Origin of the sequence: Arthrobacter sp. zg-Y1171 (assembly GCF_025244845.1) — a bacterium.
In the GTDB taxonomy this organism is placed as follows: domain Bacteria; phylum Actinomycetota; class Actinomycetes; order Actinomycetales; family Micrococcaceae; genus Arthrobacter_B.
In genome coordinates, this window is the sequence record NZ_CP104264.1 from 531,252 (window position 1) to 544,611 (window position 13,360).

Annotated in this window: 15 protein-coding genes; 5 read left to right on the forward strand and 10 right to left on the reverse strand. The window is 64.8% G+C overall.

The window, feature by feature from the left end:
* Positions 1-405 precede the first annotated feature (405 nt).
* Positions 406-1,908 (forward strand): threonine/serine exporter ThrE family protein, encoded by a 1,503-nt coding sequence (locus N2L00_RS02570; RefSeq protein ID WP_370647048.1) that lies wholly within the window; start codon positions 406-408, stop codon positions 1,906-1,908.
* Between the two features lie 64 nt (positions 1,909-1,972).
* Here N2L00_RS02570 and N2L00_RS02575 read toward each other — a convergent pair whose 3' ends face one another.
* Both N2L00_RS02575 and N2L00_RS02580 read right to left on the reverse strand, forming a co-directional pair.
* Positions 1,973-2,836: a siderophore-interacting protein gene (locus N2L00_RS02575; protein WP_255863761.1), complete on the reverse strand. Its 864-nt coding sequence runs from the start codon at positions 2,834-2,836 to the stop codon at positions 1,973-1,975.
* A 60-nt stretch (positions 2,837-2,896) separates the two neighbouring features.
* Positions 2,897-3,676: a uracil-DNA glycosylase gene (locus N2L00_RS02580; protein ID WP_255863762.1), complete on the reverse strand. Its 780-nt coding sequence runs from the start codon at positions 3,674-3,676 to the stop codon at positions 2,897-2,899.
* A 121-nt stretch (positions 3,677-3,797) separates the two neighbouring features.
* On the opposite strand from N2L00_RS02580, the gene N2L00_RS02585 reads away from it, so the two are divergent.
* The 4 genes from N2L00_RS02585 to groL all read left to right on the forward strand — a co-directional run bounded on the left by N2L00_RS02585 (position 3,798) and on the right by groL (position 7,196).
* Positions 3,798-4,106 (forward strand): DUF3263 domain-containing protein, encoded by a 309-nt coding sequence (locus N2L00_RS02585; RefSeq protein WP_227922936.1) that lies wholly within the window; start codon positions 3,798-3,800, stop codon positions 4,104-4,106.
* Between the two features lie 67 nt (positions 4,107-4,173).
* On the forward strand, positions 4,174-4,797 hold the full coding sequence (locus N2L00_RS02590; protein ID WP_255766666.1) for a LytR C-terminal domain-containing protein: 624 nt from the start codon (positions 4,174-4,176) through the stop codon (positions 4,795-4,797).
* 201 nt (positions 4,798-4,998) lie between these two features.
* Positions 4,999-5,202, forward strand: a complete 204-nt coding sequence (locus tag N2L00_RS02595; protein WP_227913533.1) for a cold-shock protein — start codon at positions 4,999-5,001, stop codon at positions 5,200-5,202.
* A gap of 356 nt (positions 5,203-5,558) precedes the next feature.
* On the forward strand, positions 5,559-7,196 hold the full coding sequence (gene groL, locus N2L00_RS02600) for a chaperonin GroEL (RefSeq protein ID WP_227922944.1): 1,638 nt from the start codon (positions 5,559-5,561) through the stop codon (positions 7,194-7,196).
* Between the two features lie 128 nt (positions 7,197-7,324).
* Here the strand turns inward: groL and N2L00_RS02605 are convergent, their stop codons facing one another.
* From N2L00_RS02605 to N2L00_RS02640, 8 genes are all read right to left on the reverse strand, one after another.
* Positions 7,325-7,615, reverse strand: coding sequence for a WXG100 family type VII secretion target (locus N2L00_RS02605; RefSeq protein WP_227922954.1), 291 nt, complete (start codon positions 7,613-7,615; stop codon positions 7,325-7,327).
* 181 nt (positions 7,616-7,796) lie between these two features.
* Positions 7,797-9,188 (reverse strand): HAMP domain-containing sensor histidine kinase, encoded by a 1,392-nt coding sequence (locus tag N2L00_RS02610; RefSeq protein ID WP_308219760.1) that lies wholly within the window; start codon positions 9,186-9,188, stop codon positions 7,797-7,799.
* Positions 9,189-9,267: 79 nt separating this feature from the next.
* Positions 9,268-9,981 carry a response regulator transcription factor gene (locus N2L00_RS02615; RefSeq protein WP_227913521.1) on the reverse strand — a complete coding sequence of 238 codons (714 nt, stop codon included), beginning with the start codon at positions 9,979-9,981 and terminating at the stop codon, positions 9,268-9,270.
* A 78-nt stretch (positions 9,982-10,059) separates the two neighbouring features.
* Positions 10,060-10,911, reverse strand: coding sequence for a hypothetical protein (locus tag N2L00_RS02620; protein ID WP_255766672.1), 852 nt, complete (start codon positions 10,909-10,911; stop codon positions 10,060-10,062).
* Positions 10,908-11,363 carry a hypothetical protein gene (locus N2L00_RS02625; protein WP_255766675.1) on the reverse strand — a complete coding sequence of 152 codons (456 nt, stop codon included), beginning with the start codon at positions 11,361-11,363 and terminating at the stop codon, positions 10,908-10,910. The genes N2L00_RS02620 and N2L00_RS02625 overlap by 4 nt, the downstream gene beginning before the upstream one ends.
* A 4-nt stretch (positions 11,364-11,367) precedes the next feature.
* Entirely contained in the window at positions 11,368-11,790 is a 423-nt protein-coding gene (locus tag N2L00_RS02630) for a hypothetical protein (RefSeq protein WP_255863763.1), read from the reverse strand.
* Entirely contained in the window at positions 11,784-12,932 is a 1,149-nt protein-coding gene (locus N2L00_RS02635; protein WP_255766677.1) for a hypothetical protein, read from the reverse strand. The genes N2L00_RS02630 and N2L00_RS02635 overlap by 7 nt, the downstream gene beginning before the upstream one ends.
* A complete protein-coding gene (locus tag N2L00_RS02640) occupies positions 12,929-13,276 on the reverse strand; it encodes a DUF6507 family protein (protein ID WP_255766678.1) in 348 nt (115 codons plus the stop codon). Before N2L00_RS02640 ends, N2L00_RS02635 begins: the two co-directional genes overlap by 4 nt.
* Positions 13,277-13,360 lie beyond the last annotated feature (84 nt).

The window sequence follows — 13,360 nt, forward strand, 5'->3', positions numbered from 1 at the left end:
AATCCGGATTCGGCACTGAATCCGGACCCGGTTGCGGGGCCCATTCCGTTGATCAGCATGCCGGCGCGCCGGCGGGCGGAGCCAGCAAAGGCGCAGCCGGAGAGCCCTGAACCCGGGAAGGTGCGGCCGGGGAACCCTCAGCCCGGCAGCGCCCAGGCAGGGAAGCCACAGGCCCAGAGGGCAAAGTCCGGCAAGGGACCCCGGCCGGGGCAAGGCGCGGCCGGGCGGCCTTCGCGGCAGGCTGCCAAGACGCCGGCCCCGCCGTCGAAGGCTCCGGGGCAGCCGGCCACCGGCATGGACATGCCCACCGCTGCCCTGCGCAGCACCCGGCCCAAGCCGCCTCCTCCCACCACGTCGGTAATCCGCCCGGGTGGCTCCAAGGTGCTTCGGCCGCCGACGGGCCGCATGCGGACGACGGCCGACCCTCGCGAGAAACGGCCTGCCCGTACGCGCAAAACCGTTCCACCGGGAACGGTGCCGCTGGCCTCGACCGCCGTCCGCGCCGACCGCTCATCCGCTGCGGCGCGGCGCATGCTGCGCAAGCTGGTCCAAGGGGAGAATCCGCCCACCCAGGCCATGTCCATTGTGGAACGGCTGGCCGGCAGCCCCTATGCCAATCCGCTCGTGCGCACCGCCGGGCCGGACGCGAATGCCCGCAAGACCCTGGACCTGGCCCTCGGCATGGCCGAATCCATGTTCCGCTACGGTGCCGGCGCGCTGGAGGTGGAAACCGCCATCATTGCCGTGACCGCCGCATTCGGGCTGGAAAGCATCGAAGTGGACATCACCAACCAGTCGGTGCTGCTCAACTACTCTCCGAAGGACCAGACCCCCATCACGGTGATGCGCGTGGTCCGTTCCTGGACGAACAACTATGCCGGGCTTGGCCTGGTCCACCAGCTGGTCACCGACATCATCGACGGGGGGCTCTCCCGCGCCGAGGCGGCCAACCGGCTCAACGAGATCACGCACCAGCCCAAGCCTTTCCCGCGCTGGGCCGTGACGGTATCCGCCGGGGTGTTCGCAGCCGCCATCGTCGGGTTTATCGGCGGCGGCCCGCTCGCGTCACTGGTGGGATTCGCCGGAACGGTGATGGTCAGCCTGCTCCAGCGCGTGCTGGGCAGGTGGCGGGTCCCGGACTTCTTCACGACGGCGGCCAGCGGCTTTGTGGTCACGGCCATGGCCATGCTGTTCTGGTCCATGGAGGTGCCCATTTCCCCGGGCATCGTCGTTGCCGGCGGCATCCTGGTTATGCTGCCCACCGGCCGTCTGGTCTCGGCCGTGCAGGATGCGATCAACGGATTCCCGGTCACGGCGTCCGGCCGGTTCCTGTCCGCGTTCCTGACCTTCGGCGCACTGGTGGCCGGCATCGCCGTCGCGCTCGTGCTGGGTGCCCTGATGGGAATGGGCCGGCTGAACGTTACCGATGTGGCCTCGTCACAGTATTCCTTCGCCGTGACCCTGCTGCTGCTGGCTATTGCGCTGGGAGCCATCTGCATTGTCGAACAGTCCCCGCGCCGGCTGGTGTTGCCCACGGTGCTGATCGGCACTGCCGGTTTCCTGGTGTACCAGCTGGTGGAGGCAGGCGGCATGGGGCCGCGCCTTACCCCGGCGGTGGCCGCCATCTTCATCGGCATGGTGGCCCGCATTGTCGCCCTGCGGATGGGTGCCCCGCAGCTGATCGTGGCGGTGCCGGCCGTTCTGTTCCTGTTCCCGGGGCTGGCGATCTTCCGGTCCATGTACGGCCTGAGCATCGGCACCGACGAGATGTACCAGGGTGTGGTGGGCCTGTTTGACGCGCTCACCGTCATTCTGGCCATCTCCGGCGGCGTGGTGCTCGGCGATAACCTGGGCCGGCCCTTCACCCGCAACCTCAACGGCAACGACCGGCGTAACCGGCGGCGTTAGCAGCACCAAAAAAGACAAGAGCCCGGCCCGCTGCTGCAGCGGGCCGGGCTCCTTGCCGTCCGGGCTAGAGAATCTTGCCGACCGGCGTGCGCTTTTCGGCCTGGAAGACGTCTTCGGTGCGTCCCGCAGCCCAGTAGCCGGAAAGGGAGACCTGCCTGCGCTCCAGTCCACGGTGGCTGAACATGACATCGCGCAGGGACTTCATTGCCTCCCGCTCGCCGTGTGCAAAGACCTGCACGGTTCCATCCCGCCAAGGCGTCGCCGAAACGGCGTCGGTCAACATCCGGCTGCGCCCCGCGGGGACGTCCCCGCGGTACAGCCAGGTCAGCTCCACTCCCGCAGGCTTCGGCACCGGCTGGCGGTCGGCGGGGCCGGCGACTTCGATGAATGCCTGCCCGACGGCGTCCTGCGGCAGCGCGCGGAGCACGGTGGCAGCTGCGGGGAGGGCTGACTCATCGACAGCCAGCAGGTACCAGTCGGCGCCGGGATCGGGGTTGAAGGCGCCCCCGGGGCCGGAGAAGGTCAAGGGTTCCCCCGGCTCTGCCGAGGCCGCCCACGGCCCGGCCAGGCCTTCATCTCCGTGAACAACGAAGTCGATGCTGATTTCGCGTGCTTCAAGATCCACGTCCCGGACCGTGTAGGTGCGGGACACCGGCCAGTGCTCCCGTTCGCTCCGCGCCCGAATGGTGTCCAGGTCCTCGGTACCGTCAATCGGGCGGCCCTGCGGGCCAAACCAGATCTTGCAGTAGGCATCGGCGCAGCTGTTGGGCTGGAACTTGTCGAAACCGGGTCCGCCGGCAACCACCCGGACCATATGCTCACTGATCTGCTCGCGGCGGAGAACCTCAAGGGTCAGCAGGGGGCGCTGGCGGCGGGGAGCTGGAGACTCCGGCTCCTGCGGGCGCGGGGAAGTCATTGGGTCGGGCATGGGTGTCTCCTAGGAAAGGGCCTGTAACTACCGTATCGCGCCGCCCTTACCGCGCCGCCCTTACCGCTCCCCGCGAAGCCGCCAGTCCACGGGGTCGGCGCCCTGCTGCGCCAGCAGTTCGTTAACCCGGCTGAACGGTCGGGAACCGAAGAACCCGCGTGAGGCCGACAGGGGACTGGGGTGCGCGGATTCGACGGTCGGCGCACCGCCGAGGAACGGGACAATGCCCTGGGCATCGCGTCCCCACAGGACGGCAACCAGGGGAACGCGCGTGCCGTCCGGGCGGCGGCGGGCAGCCAGTGCGCGCACGGCGAGCTCAGTGATTTCCTCCCATCCCCGCTTCCGGTGTGAGCCTGCTTCCCCGGCACGTACCGTGAGTACGCGGTTCATCAGGACCACCCCCTGATCCGCCCAGGCGCTGAGGTCTCCGGAGGGGGAGGGGGTGATTCCCAGATCGGCGTTGAGCTCGGTAAAGATGTTGTTCAGGCTTCGGGGAAGCGGACGTACGCCCTTCCCTACGGAGAAGGAGAGGCCTACGGCATGCCCGGGGGTGGGGTACGGATCCTGGCCTACGATCAGCACGCGGGCACTGGCCAGCGGACGTTGGAAGACGCGCAGGATGTTGCCGGGTGCGGGCAGGATGCGCTGACCGGCGCGGCGCTCCGCGTCCAGCTCGGCGGCTATTTCTTCAAGGCGCGTCTTCACCGGGGAGAGCACATGGGCCCAATCGGGAGCCATGAGGTCCTCAAGGCGTGTGGGTGCAGCGAAAGGAAAAGGGGTGTTTTCCCCCGGTGCGGCTTCGCCGGTGTAGGAAAAAAGCTGGGGTTCGTCAGTGCTCACTGGTCCATTTTGTCACCGGTGCGTTTGCGGTGCCTTGCCGACGACTGCCGTAAATGACAAGCCTGTTATTCCCAATTAGCATGGGCGGTAGATATATACAGGGATCTTTTTGGGAGTGAATGTGGCGGAATCGGCCGAAGCCGAGCGGTTTTCCCTCGATGACGCAGTGGACCCGGACAGCCCGTTGGGTGCCCAGGAACAGCAGATGCTCGCGTTGGAACGGGCGTGGTGGAAATACGCCGGTGCCAAGGAACAGGCCATCAAGGACCTCTTCGGGATGTCGGCCACGAGGTACTACCAGGTCCTGAACGCCCTGATTGATACCGAGGAAGCCCTCGCCCATGATCCGATGCTGGTCAAACGATTGCGTAGACTACGTACGACCCGCCAGCGTGCCCGTACCGCCCGCCGCCTGGGCACAGGCGTCTAGCGCCGGTTCCCTCCAATGTTGGCCGCCCAGTACGCGGCGCCATCAGAACAAGGATTGAAACTCCACAATGAGCCAATACCCTCGGGATGAGTTCGACAAGGTCCCCGAAACGTCCGCGCGGCAGGGCGTGCACCGCGAACGCCTCATTCCCTCGCGTTCCAACGGGCTGGGGCTGCTGATCACCGTGGGTGTGCTCGCTCTGCTAATCGGCTTGGCAGCCTACTTTGTCCTGCCGCGGCTGGGCATCGGGTCCGGTTCCGCTGGTCCGTCCCCGGAAGCACAGGCTTCGGCCCCTGCTTCCGCGTCCGCCTCAGCTGCAGCCACACCGACTCCCGAGGCGAAGGCCGAGGATGCCTCACCGAGTCCTGCTCCGGCATCCACTCCAACGCCCACTCCAACGCCGACGCCGACTGCGCCCGCGATTGACCGTACCCAGCCGGTTGCAGTGTTCAACGCCAGCGGCGTGACCGGACTTGGTGCAGGCGTTTCCGGACGGATGTCCGCTGCAGGATGGGCAGTTGGAACGGTGGCCAACTGGGCCGGTGCGCCCCAGCAGGGATCCGGCGTCTACTACAGCTCACCGGAGCTGGCTGCCAATGCGCAGGAAATCGGTGCGCAGCTGGGCATTCCCGCGTTGGAAACACCCGGCTTCACCAGCGTCACCGTGATCCTGGGCCCCGGATACCGGTAAACGGGGCGTTCGGGTTAAAAGACCATAACGTTATCAACACGCCTGTATGTGATCGGGATCACCGTAGTTAGAGTGATGCCAGCCGGTTTGCGCTGCTGACCTCGGCCTCCCTCGGGAACCGACAGAGGGACGGATCCGGCGCCTCCGGCGTCCAAGCATGCCGCCGGAGGGCGGCATCGGAATCTAGGTTGGAGAAAGATCATGGCGCAGGGGATCGTCAAGTGGTTCAACGGCGAAAAAGGGTACGGCTTTATTACCCTCGACGAAGCCGAAACGGATGTGTTCGTCCACTGGTCCGCCATCCAGGCATCGGGTTACCGGACGCTGGAAGAAGGACAACGGGTGGAGTTCGAAATCGGCCAGGGCCAGAAGGGTCCGCAGGCCGAGGAAGTCCGCGCAGTGTAGGCCACTCCAAGTAACACCCTCCCGGCTTGGGGACGGGATCGGCAGCGGCGGAGCTTCGGCTCTGCCGCTGCTTTTGCATTCGCCCGCCGGCTGCGGTCGGGAACGAATGTGAACCGGGTGGCATGTCGGCGTGATCGCTTGCACTCAGTGTGTGGGAGTGCTAATTATTGACTTAGCACTCTTGCCGGATGACTGCTAAATGTCCGACGGTGTTGAGTGAACAAGCAACCCACTGGGGTGAGGAACGAGGAGCGCGTAAAGAGATCGCGCGAGCCGATCCGTCCGTCGCGGGCACCCCAGCCAGGAATGCAACATTTTGCTCCAAGCATGACTGTTCCGGAAGGACGATAGCCGTTATGGCCAAGATCATTGCATTTGAAGAAGAGGCACGCCGCGGCCTCGAGCGCGGGTTGAACATCCTCGCCGACGCCGTCAAGGTGACCCTCGGCCCGCGTGGCCGCAACGTGGTCCTCGAAAAGAAGTGGGGCGCCCCCACGATCACCAATGACGGCGTTTCCATCGCCAAGGAGATCGAGCTGGACGATCCCTACGAGAAGATCGGCGCAGAGCTGGTCAAGGAAGTTGCCAAGAAGACTGACGATGTTGCCGGTGACGGCACCACCACGGCAACTGTCCTCGCCCAGGCACTGGTCCGGGAAGGCCTGCGCAACGTTGCCGCCGGCGCCGATCCGCTGAGCCTGAAGCGCGGCATCGAGAAGGCTGTTGCCGCCGTTACCGCCGAACTGATTGCATCTGCCAAGGAGATCGAAACCAAGGAGCAGATCGCCGCTACGGCTTCCATCTCCGCCGGTGACCAGCAGATCGGCGACCTGATTGCCGAAGCACTGGACAAGGTGGGCAAGGAAGGCGTCATCACGGTCGAGGAGTCCAACACCTTCGGCCTGGAACTGGAACTCACCGAAGGCATGCGCTTCGACAAGGGTTACATCTCCGGTTACTTCGTCACCGACGCCGAGCGCCAGGAAACGGTCCTTGAGGATCCGTACATCCTGATCGTCAACTCGAAGATCTCCAACGTCAAGGATCTCGTTGCCGTCCTCGAGAAGGTCATGCAGTCCGGCAAGCCGCTGCTGATCATCGCCGAAGATGTTGAGGGCGAAGCCCTGGCAACCCTGGTGGTCAACAAGATCCGCGGCACCTTCAAGTCCGTAGCCGTCAAGGCACCGGGCTTCGGCGACCGCCGCAAGGCACAGCTGGCCGACATTGCCATCCTCACCGGTGGCCAGGTCATCGCCGAAGAGGTTGGCCTGAAGCTGGAAAACGCCACGCTGGACCTGCTGGGCAAGGCACGCAAGGTTGTCGTCACCAAGGACGAGACCACCATCGTGGAAGGCGCAGGCGACGCTGAAGAGATCGCCGGCCGCGTCAACCAGATCCGTGCCGAAATCGAGAACTCCGATTCGGATTACGACCGCGAGAAGCTGCAGGAACGCCTGGCCAAGCTGGCCGGCGGTGTTGCAGTCATCAAGGCCGGTGCGGCAACCGAGGTTGAGCTGAAGGAACGCAAGCACCGCATTGAGGACGCTGTCCGCAACGCAAAGGCTGCCGTTGAAGAAGGCATCGTTGCCGGTGGCGGCGTGGCCCTCATCCAGGCCGGCCTCAAGGCCTTCGCCAACCTGTCCCTCGAGGGCGACGAAGCAACGGGCGCCAACATCGTCCGCGTTGCCATCGACGCTCCGCTGAAGCAGATCGCCTTCAACGCCGGCATGGAGCCGGGCGTTGTTGTGGACAAGGTCCGCGGCCTGCCCGAAGGCTTCGGCCTGAACGCAGCAACCGGCGAGTACGAAGACCTGCTGGCTGCCGGCATCAACGACCCGGTAAAGGTAACGCGCTCTGCCCTGCAGAACGCAGCTTCCATCGCCGGCCTGTTCCTGACCACCGAAGCAGTGGTTGCGGACAAGCCGGAGAAGTCGGCCCCCGCTATGGGCGGCGCTGACGAGATGGCAGGCATGGGCGGCATGGGCGGCTTCTAAGCCCCCCGCAGCTCCTGCCTAAAGCGTAAGTAAGAAGCGCGGCACCCGGACCGGGTGCCGCGCTTCTTGCATTTAAGGGCGTACCGCCCTGCCAAGCGCCGGTGCAGCCCCCGGCATCGGCGGCGCGGTCAGTGCATAAAGAGCGAAGTGTTCGCCGCCTCCGTCTCGGCGTACTGCGCCGATGCGAAGGCCAGCGCCTGGTTGATGCTGTCCAGCGATTCCTCCACCCGGGCCTGCGTAGCCCGCCAGTCGGTAACCAGCAGCTGGAAATTGGACGACGCCGATCCCCGCCAGATCTCACTCAACGAGGCCAGCCCGGCCTGCATACCGTTCACGTCTGCCCGCAGGCGTTCGATCGTTCCCTGCACTTCGGCACTCTTGGCAGCCAGCGCCTCGCTGTCCACGGCAAATAAAGGCATGATTTCCTCCTGGTAGCGGCTTGGATCGGATACCGGAAGGGTAGGGCGGCAGACGGCCGGCAACGCGCGGACCACCAAGGGGTGTGGAGTTGCCGCGGCGGGTCTGCCTCGGGGAACACGTTGTGGAGGGCAGCACGGTCCCTCCTGCCCCTCTGGAGCCCCCGCGTGCGCCCGGGGAGGGTCAGTTGTCGCCAGCCTCGTCCGGACGCTCGGGGAACTGCTCCGGAGCGCGGTAGGGCAGGCGGATGGAGAGGGTGGCGCCTCCGCCTTCTGTTTCGGCCAGCCGCACCGTCCCGTCGTGCTGGGCCACCAGTGCCGCCACGATAGCCAGCCCGAGGCCGGTGCCGCCGGTCTCCCGGTAGCGGGAGGAATCGGCGCGGTAGAAGCGTTCAAACACCCGTGCGGCGTCGTCCTCGGAAATCCCGGGCCCGTGGTCCCGTACCTCCAGTACCGCATCCATCCGGTCATGGATAACGGGGGCAACTCCGACTGCCACTTCGATGGGGGAACCCGCCGGTGTGTAGCGCAGGGCGTTGGTCATGAGGTTCGCCACGACCTGCCGCAGCCGGGCCTCGTCTCCCATGGTGGGTGCGCTCTGCGGCGCGTGGCCGTCCAGCCCCACCACCCGAATGTTCCGATCGGGTGCGCTGGCCCGCGCGTCCAGTGCGGCGTCGTTGCCCAGGATCATCAGGTCCACCGGCTCGTATTCGAGCGGGCGCTGCTCGTCCACCCGGGCCAGGGTCAGGAGGTCCTCGACCAGTTGTCCCATACGCTTGGCTTCGCTCTCGATCCGGCCCATGGCGGCGGAGATCTCTTCGGGTTCCTGGAGGGCACCGTGACGGTACAGCTCCGAGAATCCGCGGATGGTCACCAGCGGGGTCCGGAGCTCGTGGGAGGCATCCTGGACGAAGCGGCGCATCTTGCGTTCAGACTGGGTGCGGGCGGCGAACGCCGTTTCGATATGGGCCAGCATGGCGTTGAGTGAGCGGGACAGGCGGCCGATTTCCGTGGCCGGGTTGCCCACCTCCACTCGGCGGGACAGGTCACCTGCGGCAATGGCGGCAGCGGTTTTTTCCACCTGGCTCAGCGGACGGAACTGCCGGGTGACTGCCCAGTAGGCGATCCCCGTGGCGCCCAGGGTTCCGAGCAGCCCGACCGAAAACACCAGCGACGCCGCCTCGTCCACGGTCGCGGCGACCGAGTCCAGCGGGATGGCAACGGCGACGGAACCGGGGAGGTTCTCGAAATCGTAGATGCGTACCCGCCAGCCCTTGGACGTCGGCTCGGTGCCGCGGACATCGAAGCCCTCGGTACCCATCGCCTCCACTTGATCGGAGGTGTAGTTACCGAGGTTCGGGATGTCCGTTGCCGACTCCGAGTGCGTGGCCGGACCATGGCTGCCGTCTTCGTTCAGGTACAGCCCGTAGTACCGGAACAGCGAGGCATCAGTACTCGGCTCGTTCACCAGCAGGTAGCGCGACACCTTGGACGCATTCGCGTCGATGTCTGCGTCCAGCCGGTCCACGAGTATCTGGCGCAGCAGGGTAATGGTGGCGAAGCCGGTGATAGTCACCGTAACCACCATGAGCACCGCCATGATGGCGAGCAGCTGCGACCGAAGTGAAGCGGATTTCCAGCGCCTTATCAAGGTCCTAGCGCTTCTCCGAGGACCGCAGCAGGTAGCCGACGCCGCGCTTGGTCTGGATCAGCGCCGGCGCGTCCGGGCTGCGGTCGATCTTGCGGCGCAGGTAGGAGATGTAGGACTCCACGATGGAGGCGTCTCCGTTGAAGTCGTATTCCCAGACGTGGTCCAGGATCTGCGCCTTGGACAGGACACGGTTCGGGTTCAGCATCAGGTAGCGCAGCAGCTTGAACTCGGTGGGGGAGAGGTCGATGGTGACGCCGCCGCGGCGTACCTCGTGGGCGTCGTCGTCGAGCTCCAGATCATCCACGCGGATGACGGCGTCGTCGTCCTCGAGCGGCTGGGTGCGGCGCAGTACGGCACGGATGCGTGCCACCACCTCGTCGAGGCTGAAGGGCTTGGTGACGTAGTCGTCGCCGCCCACAGTGAGGCCGGTGACCTTGTCCTCGGTGTCGTCACGGGCGGTCAGGAAGACCACGGGGAAGTGCTGTCCGGCGGCGCGCAGGCGGCGCGTGAGCGTGAAGCCGTCCATATCCGGGAGCATCACGTCCAGGACCGCGAGGTCCGGGTTGTGGGAGTCGACGGCGGCGAGGGCCTCACGGCCGTTGGCGGCGGCGACGACGTCGAACCCGGCGAACCGCAGCGAGGTGGACAACAGCTCGCGGATGTTGGGCTCATCATCGACAACAAGGAGGCGTGCTTCGGGTGCAGACGATTTGTTCACCTGCCCAGTTTCTTACATTTAGCTGGACGTTGTCTGTAGGCGGGCAGGATGATTTCTGGAAATGCCCGGTGAAGCGCGCTACGCAAACCGAGGAGGACGCTGGAAACGAACGGACTCGACGAGGTCGACTAAATGGCGGTAGACATTGGCTGAGGGGATGGAAGCCAGGGTTGCCTGGTCCTCGTCGGCCACCACGCGATAGTGGCCGGCGCCGCCGGCATTCAGATACCCCACACCCTCGTCCGTGGCCGGGTCCATCACGAGATGCCAGAGGAACCACGGCTGGGACCAGGCATACGCCAAGGCTTCGTCCGCCCCCTCAGGCAGCGGGGCCCCGGAGTCCCGGTGCCTCTCGTTGAGGATCTCCACAGGAAAGGCAGCGGGAGAGACAGGCAGGTTCCACGCCGGCGAAATCCCCAGCCATGCCGCGAGAACAGGGAAGAGCTCATGGAGGCTCACGAACTTCAACTGCAGCTTTCCGGCGGTGTCCGCGGGTTTTTCGGACGGGCTTGCCAACACGCCCGCCGAGGGGCCGGCGAGCATGAGTGCGTTGGTTCCGTCCAACCAAACCTGCAGCTCGGTCGCTTGTCCCAGGGAGGAAGCCCTGAAGTGAAGGACCGCCGCTGGCTGGTCGAGCGGCCTCGTAATGACCTTGCCACCGGGGGTAAGCCGTCCGGCGCTGTCCAGAAGCCCCGCGTCGGCCAGGACCTTGATAGACGGTCCGTTGCCCGATCGCTCCAACCGTCCTATCCGGCCGTTCTGGGCGACCCGGTGCAGCATGGACGCCGCCGCCGGATCGAGCCATGGTCCGTCGGAGGCAAACGGTTGCTTCGCGCGAAGGCCGCTTAAACGCTCGAGAGGGACACCTGCCAGGCGGCTTGCAACCTCTTCGAGGGAAGGTTCGCGGGTGGGAACGTACATCTCGGTCACGCCGGCTCCTTAATCTGCGCAGACGAGCACATCAGCTCAAGGACGTCATCGTAGGCACCTAGCTCCGCGGACGCGCACGAGGTGGTAACCAGGACTCCGTGGCCGGCGGTCTGATGCACATCCACCCGGCAGTGCACGGCGAGTCCGCCGCTGGAATACGTGTACTCGATGATGCGGCCCTCCCCGCGGGCGGGAGGGAACCTGTCCACGGAAATAAAGTAGACGTCCTGCAGCATGGCGTGGGCGTAGGAGAGGACCAGTGTGCTCAGTTTCTCCATGCTGCCGGTGTACGGAAAGCTGTTGACGACAACGCTCGGACGGAAGGACCCTTCAGCAACCACGGGTGCGGCCAGGACCAGATCAGCGGAATCCGTTAGACCGCCGATTTCCCAGTCATGCGGCCTGCCGATGGAACAAAACCGGGATTCTTCACGCAATAGTGGTTCCAGCATTCCCTTACCTTCCGGCACGCTTACGCACCCACGTGGTGACCGGGTCGCCGCCGGTATGCAATATGTCTTCCTTCACGGCGCCGTTATCGATCCACCGGCGGTACCAAGCCGGAAGAAGGGGCCTGGGCAACCGGGTCACGGCGGCGATGCACAGGAGGACTGACAGTCCGCCCAGCGCCTGAAAGCCAATACCCAGGAAATCAGGCGCACGTAGGCTTCCCGCCACTCCTGCTGATGCTCCGAAAACCACGGCAAGCCCGGCATAAAGCATCAAGAAACCGAACTGCGGATGTTTCCCCATTTCATATGCCATCATGTGGCGGACCCACCGCCGCCACTTACCGCGGTAAGCAGCAATTCCGGATATGAGCATTGCTGCGCCAACCGTATATATACCGATCCAGACCAAGTATTCCTGCATTACCATAGTGAACCCCAGAACTCCTTGACTGCGCCATTCCATGAGTCCTCATGGCTTTTACCTTCGGTCTTGTCCTGGGCGTAACTGCCCGCAGCCTCGCCGGCTGCTCCGCCGAAGAATCCGCCGACAAAGCCGCCGACGATGCCGCCGATCAGGGTTCCCGGGCCCGGGAAAATGGACCCGATGGCGGCTCCCGCCGCCGCACCCGCCCAAGCGCCGCCTGCTCCGCCCAAGGCAGATCCCGTGGTTTCGAAAGCCACGTTTTTGGCCGCACTCGCTACCCGCTCGCCCGTGTCATATTCGGGATGGTCTATCAGGTCCTGGTTCCACTCTTCGGTCACGTTGTCATAAATGGAGAGGCCGATGTCCAGTGCGCCCAGCGCATTACCCGCCCGTTTCGCCCACGGAGGCATATTGGCCAGTTCATCATTGGCCACCAGAACGGTGCGCTCGTATTCGTGCTGTTGTATGCGCAGTTCCACGGTGGTGGTTAGCGTGGCCCGAGTGGCCGGAACCACGGTGCCGTCTGCATAGGTAATAAATACCCGGCTGATGTCGAGGGTCTGGACGTGGACGGTGCTGGAAACAGTGACCCGCACCCTTTCCTGATGGATCCTGGTCAGAACATTGTCGGCCGCATCATTGGCTATGTCCCAAGCGGGGGTGTCCGTAAAGCCGGGAGAATCGGGGAGCTTGGCCGGGTCGGCCTGCCGGATGGCTGCGGCGCAGGCTTCCTCCGCAGCAGCGTACTCCTGCGCCAGGGCGGAGATGCCGGCGGCAACTTCAGCTTCCTTGTTCTTGCCGTAATCAGGATCGTCATCAGTTGATTCGGGATAGGAGGTGCCGGCCGCCGAAACGAGCTCCCTGTGCCGGGCCTGCATGCCGCGGACCGCCTCCGCGAAGGTGTTCAACGCAGATTCGATCAGGAGGGTCACAATCTGCGCTTCGTCAGTGAAGACGGTTACCGGCTTCATCGCTTCGTACACCAGCGCCTGTTCCGGGGCCTGATAATGCGGCTGAACGCCGTTCCAGATAGTAACAAGCTCGTTTCCGGACTGGGCGGCACGGGTACCGGAGGCCGCGATCAGCGCGGCATCGGAAATAATCAGGTCCGGGTCCGGAAGGACCGGCAGCGCATCCGCACTCATTTGTCCGCCTCCGGATCTACGCTGGGAGCAGCGATGGATGCCTGCTGATTGGCGGTCTCCGCCATAACCTGGTCGCCGTCGATGTACGCATGGATAGCATTTGCGGTTTCATCAAGAACTTTATCGGCGCGCTGAACTGCACTCGCTACCAGCGGGCCCAGGTAGCCCTCATAGACTTCCATCAATGCGCCGGTGATAAGTCCGCTGTTGACACTTTCCGCAGCGCCCGTCAGGGCATTCCGAAGAACGTTTCCTTCCGTGCCAAGTTCTCGGTGTTCTGTTCTGGCTTGAACTATCACGCCCCGGGTTCCCGCGACGTCGATATCCCACCCATTAAGTGACATCCCCCATTATCCTTCCCCCTGCAAAAAAGCTCCGCCAGCGACACCGGTTTACCGTATGTCCTTGGACAAGCGCATGTCCATGGG

Bases quoted from the DNA above. Each gene is read 5' to 3' on its own strand.
- N2L00_RS02605 (WP_227922954.1), bottom strand. From the start codon at position 7,615: ATGCCTTTATTTGCCGTGGACAGCGAGGCGCTGGCTGCCAAGAGTGCC.
- N2L00_RS02595 (WP_227913533.1), top strand. From the start codon at position 4,999: ATGGCGCAGGGGATCGTCAAGTGGTTCAACGGCGAAAAAGGGTACGGC.
- N2L00_RS02640 (WP_255766678.1), bottom strand. From the start codon at position 13,276: ATGTCACTTAATGGGTGGGATATCGACGTCGCGGGAACCCGGGGCGTG.
- N2L00_RS02575 (WP_255863761.1), bottom strand. From the start codon at position 2,836: ATGCCCGACCCAATGACTTCCCCGCGCCCGCAGGAGCCGGAGTCTCCA.
- N2L00_RS02590 (WP_255766666.1), top strand. From the start codon at position 4,174: ATGAGCCAATACCCTCGGGATGAGTTCGACAAGGTCCCCGAAACGTCC.
- N2L00_RS02625 (WP_255766675.1), bottom strand. From the start codon at position 11,363: ATGCTGGAACCACTATTGCGTGAAGAATCCCGGTTTTGTTCCATCGGC.
- N2L00_RS02570 (WP_370647048.1), top strand. From the start codon at position 406: ATGCGGACGACGGCCGACCCTCGCGAGAAACGGCCTGCCCGTACGCGC.
- N2L00_RS02630 (WP_255863763.1), bottom strand. From the start codon at position 11,790: ATGGTAATGCAGGAATACTTGGTCTGGATCGGTATATATACGGTTGGC.
- N2L00_RS02635 (WP_255766677.1), bottom strand. From the start codon at position 12,932: ATGAGTGCGGATGCGCTGCCGGTCCTTCCGGACCCGGACCTGATTATT.
- groL (WP_227922944.1), top strand. From the start codon at position 5,559: ATGGCCAAGATCATTGCATTTGAAGAAGAGGCACGCCGCGGCCTCGAG.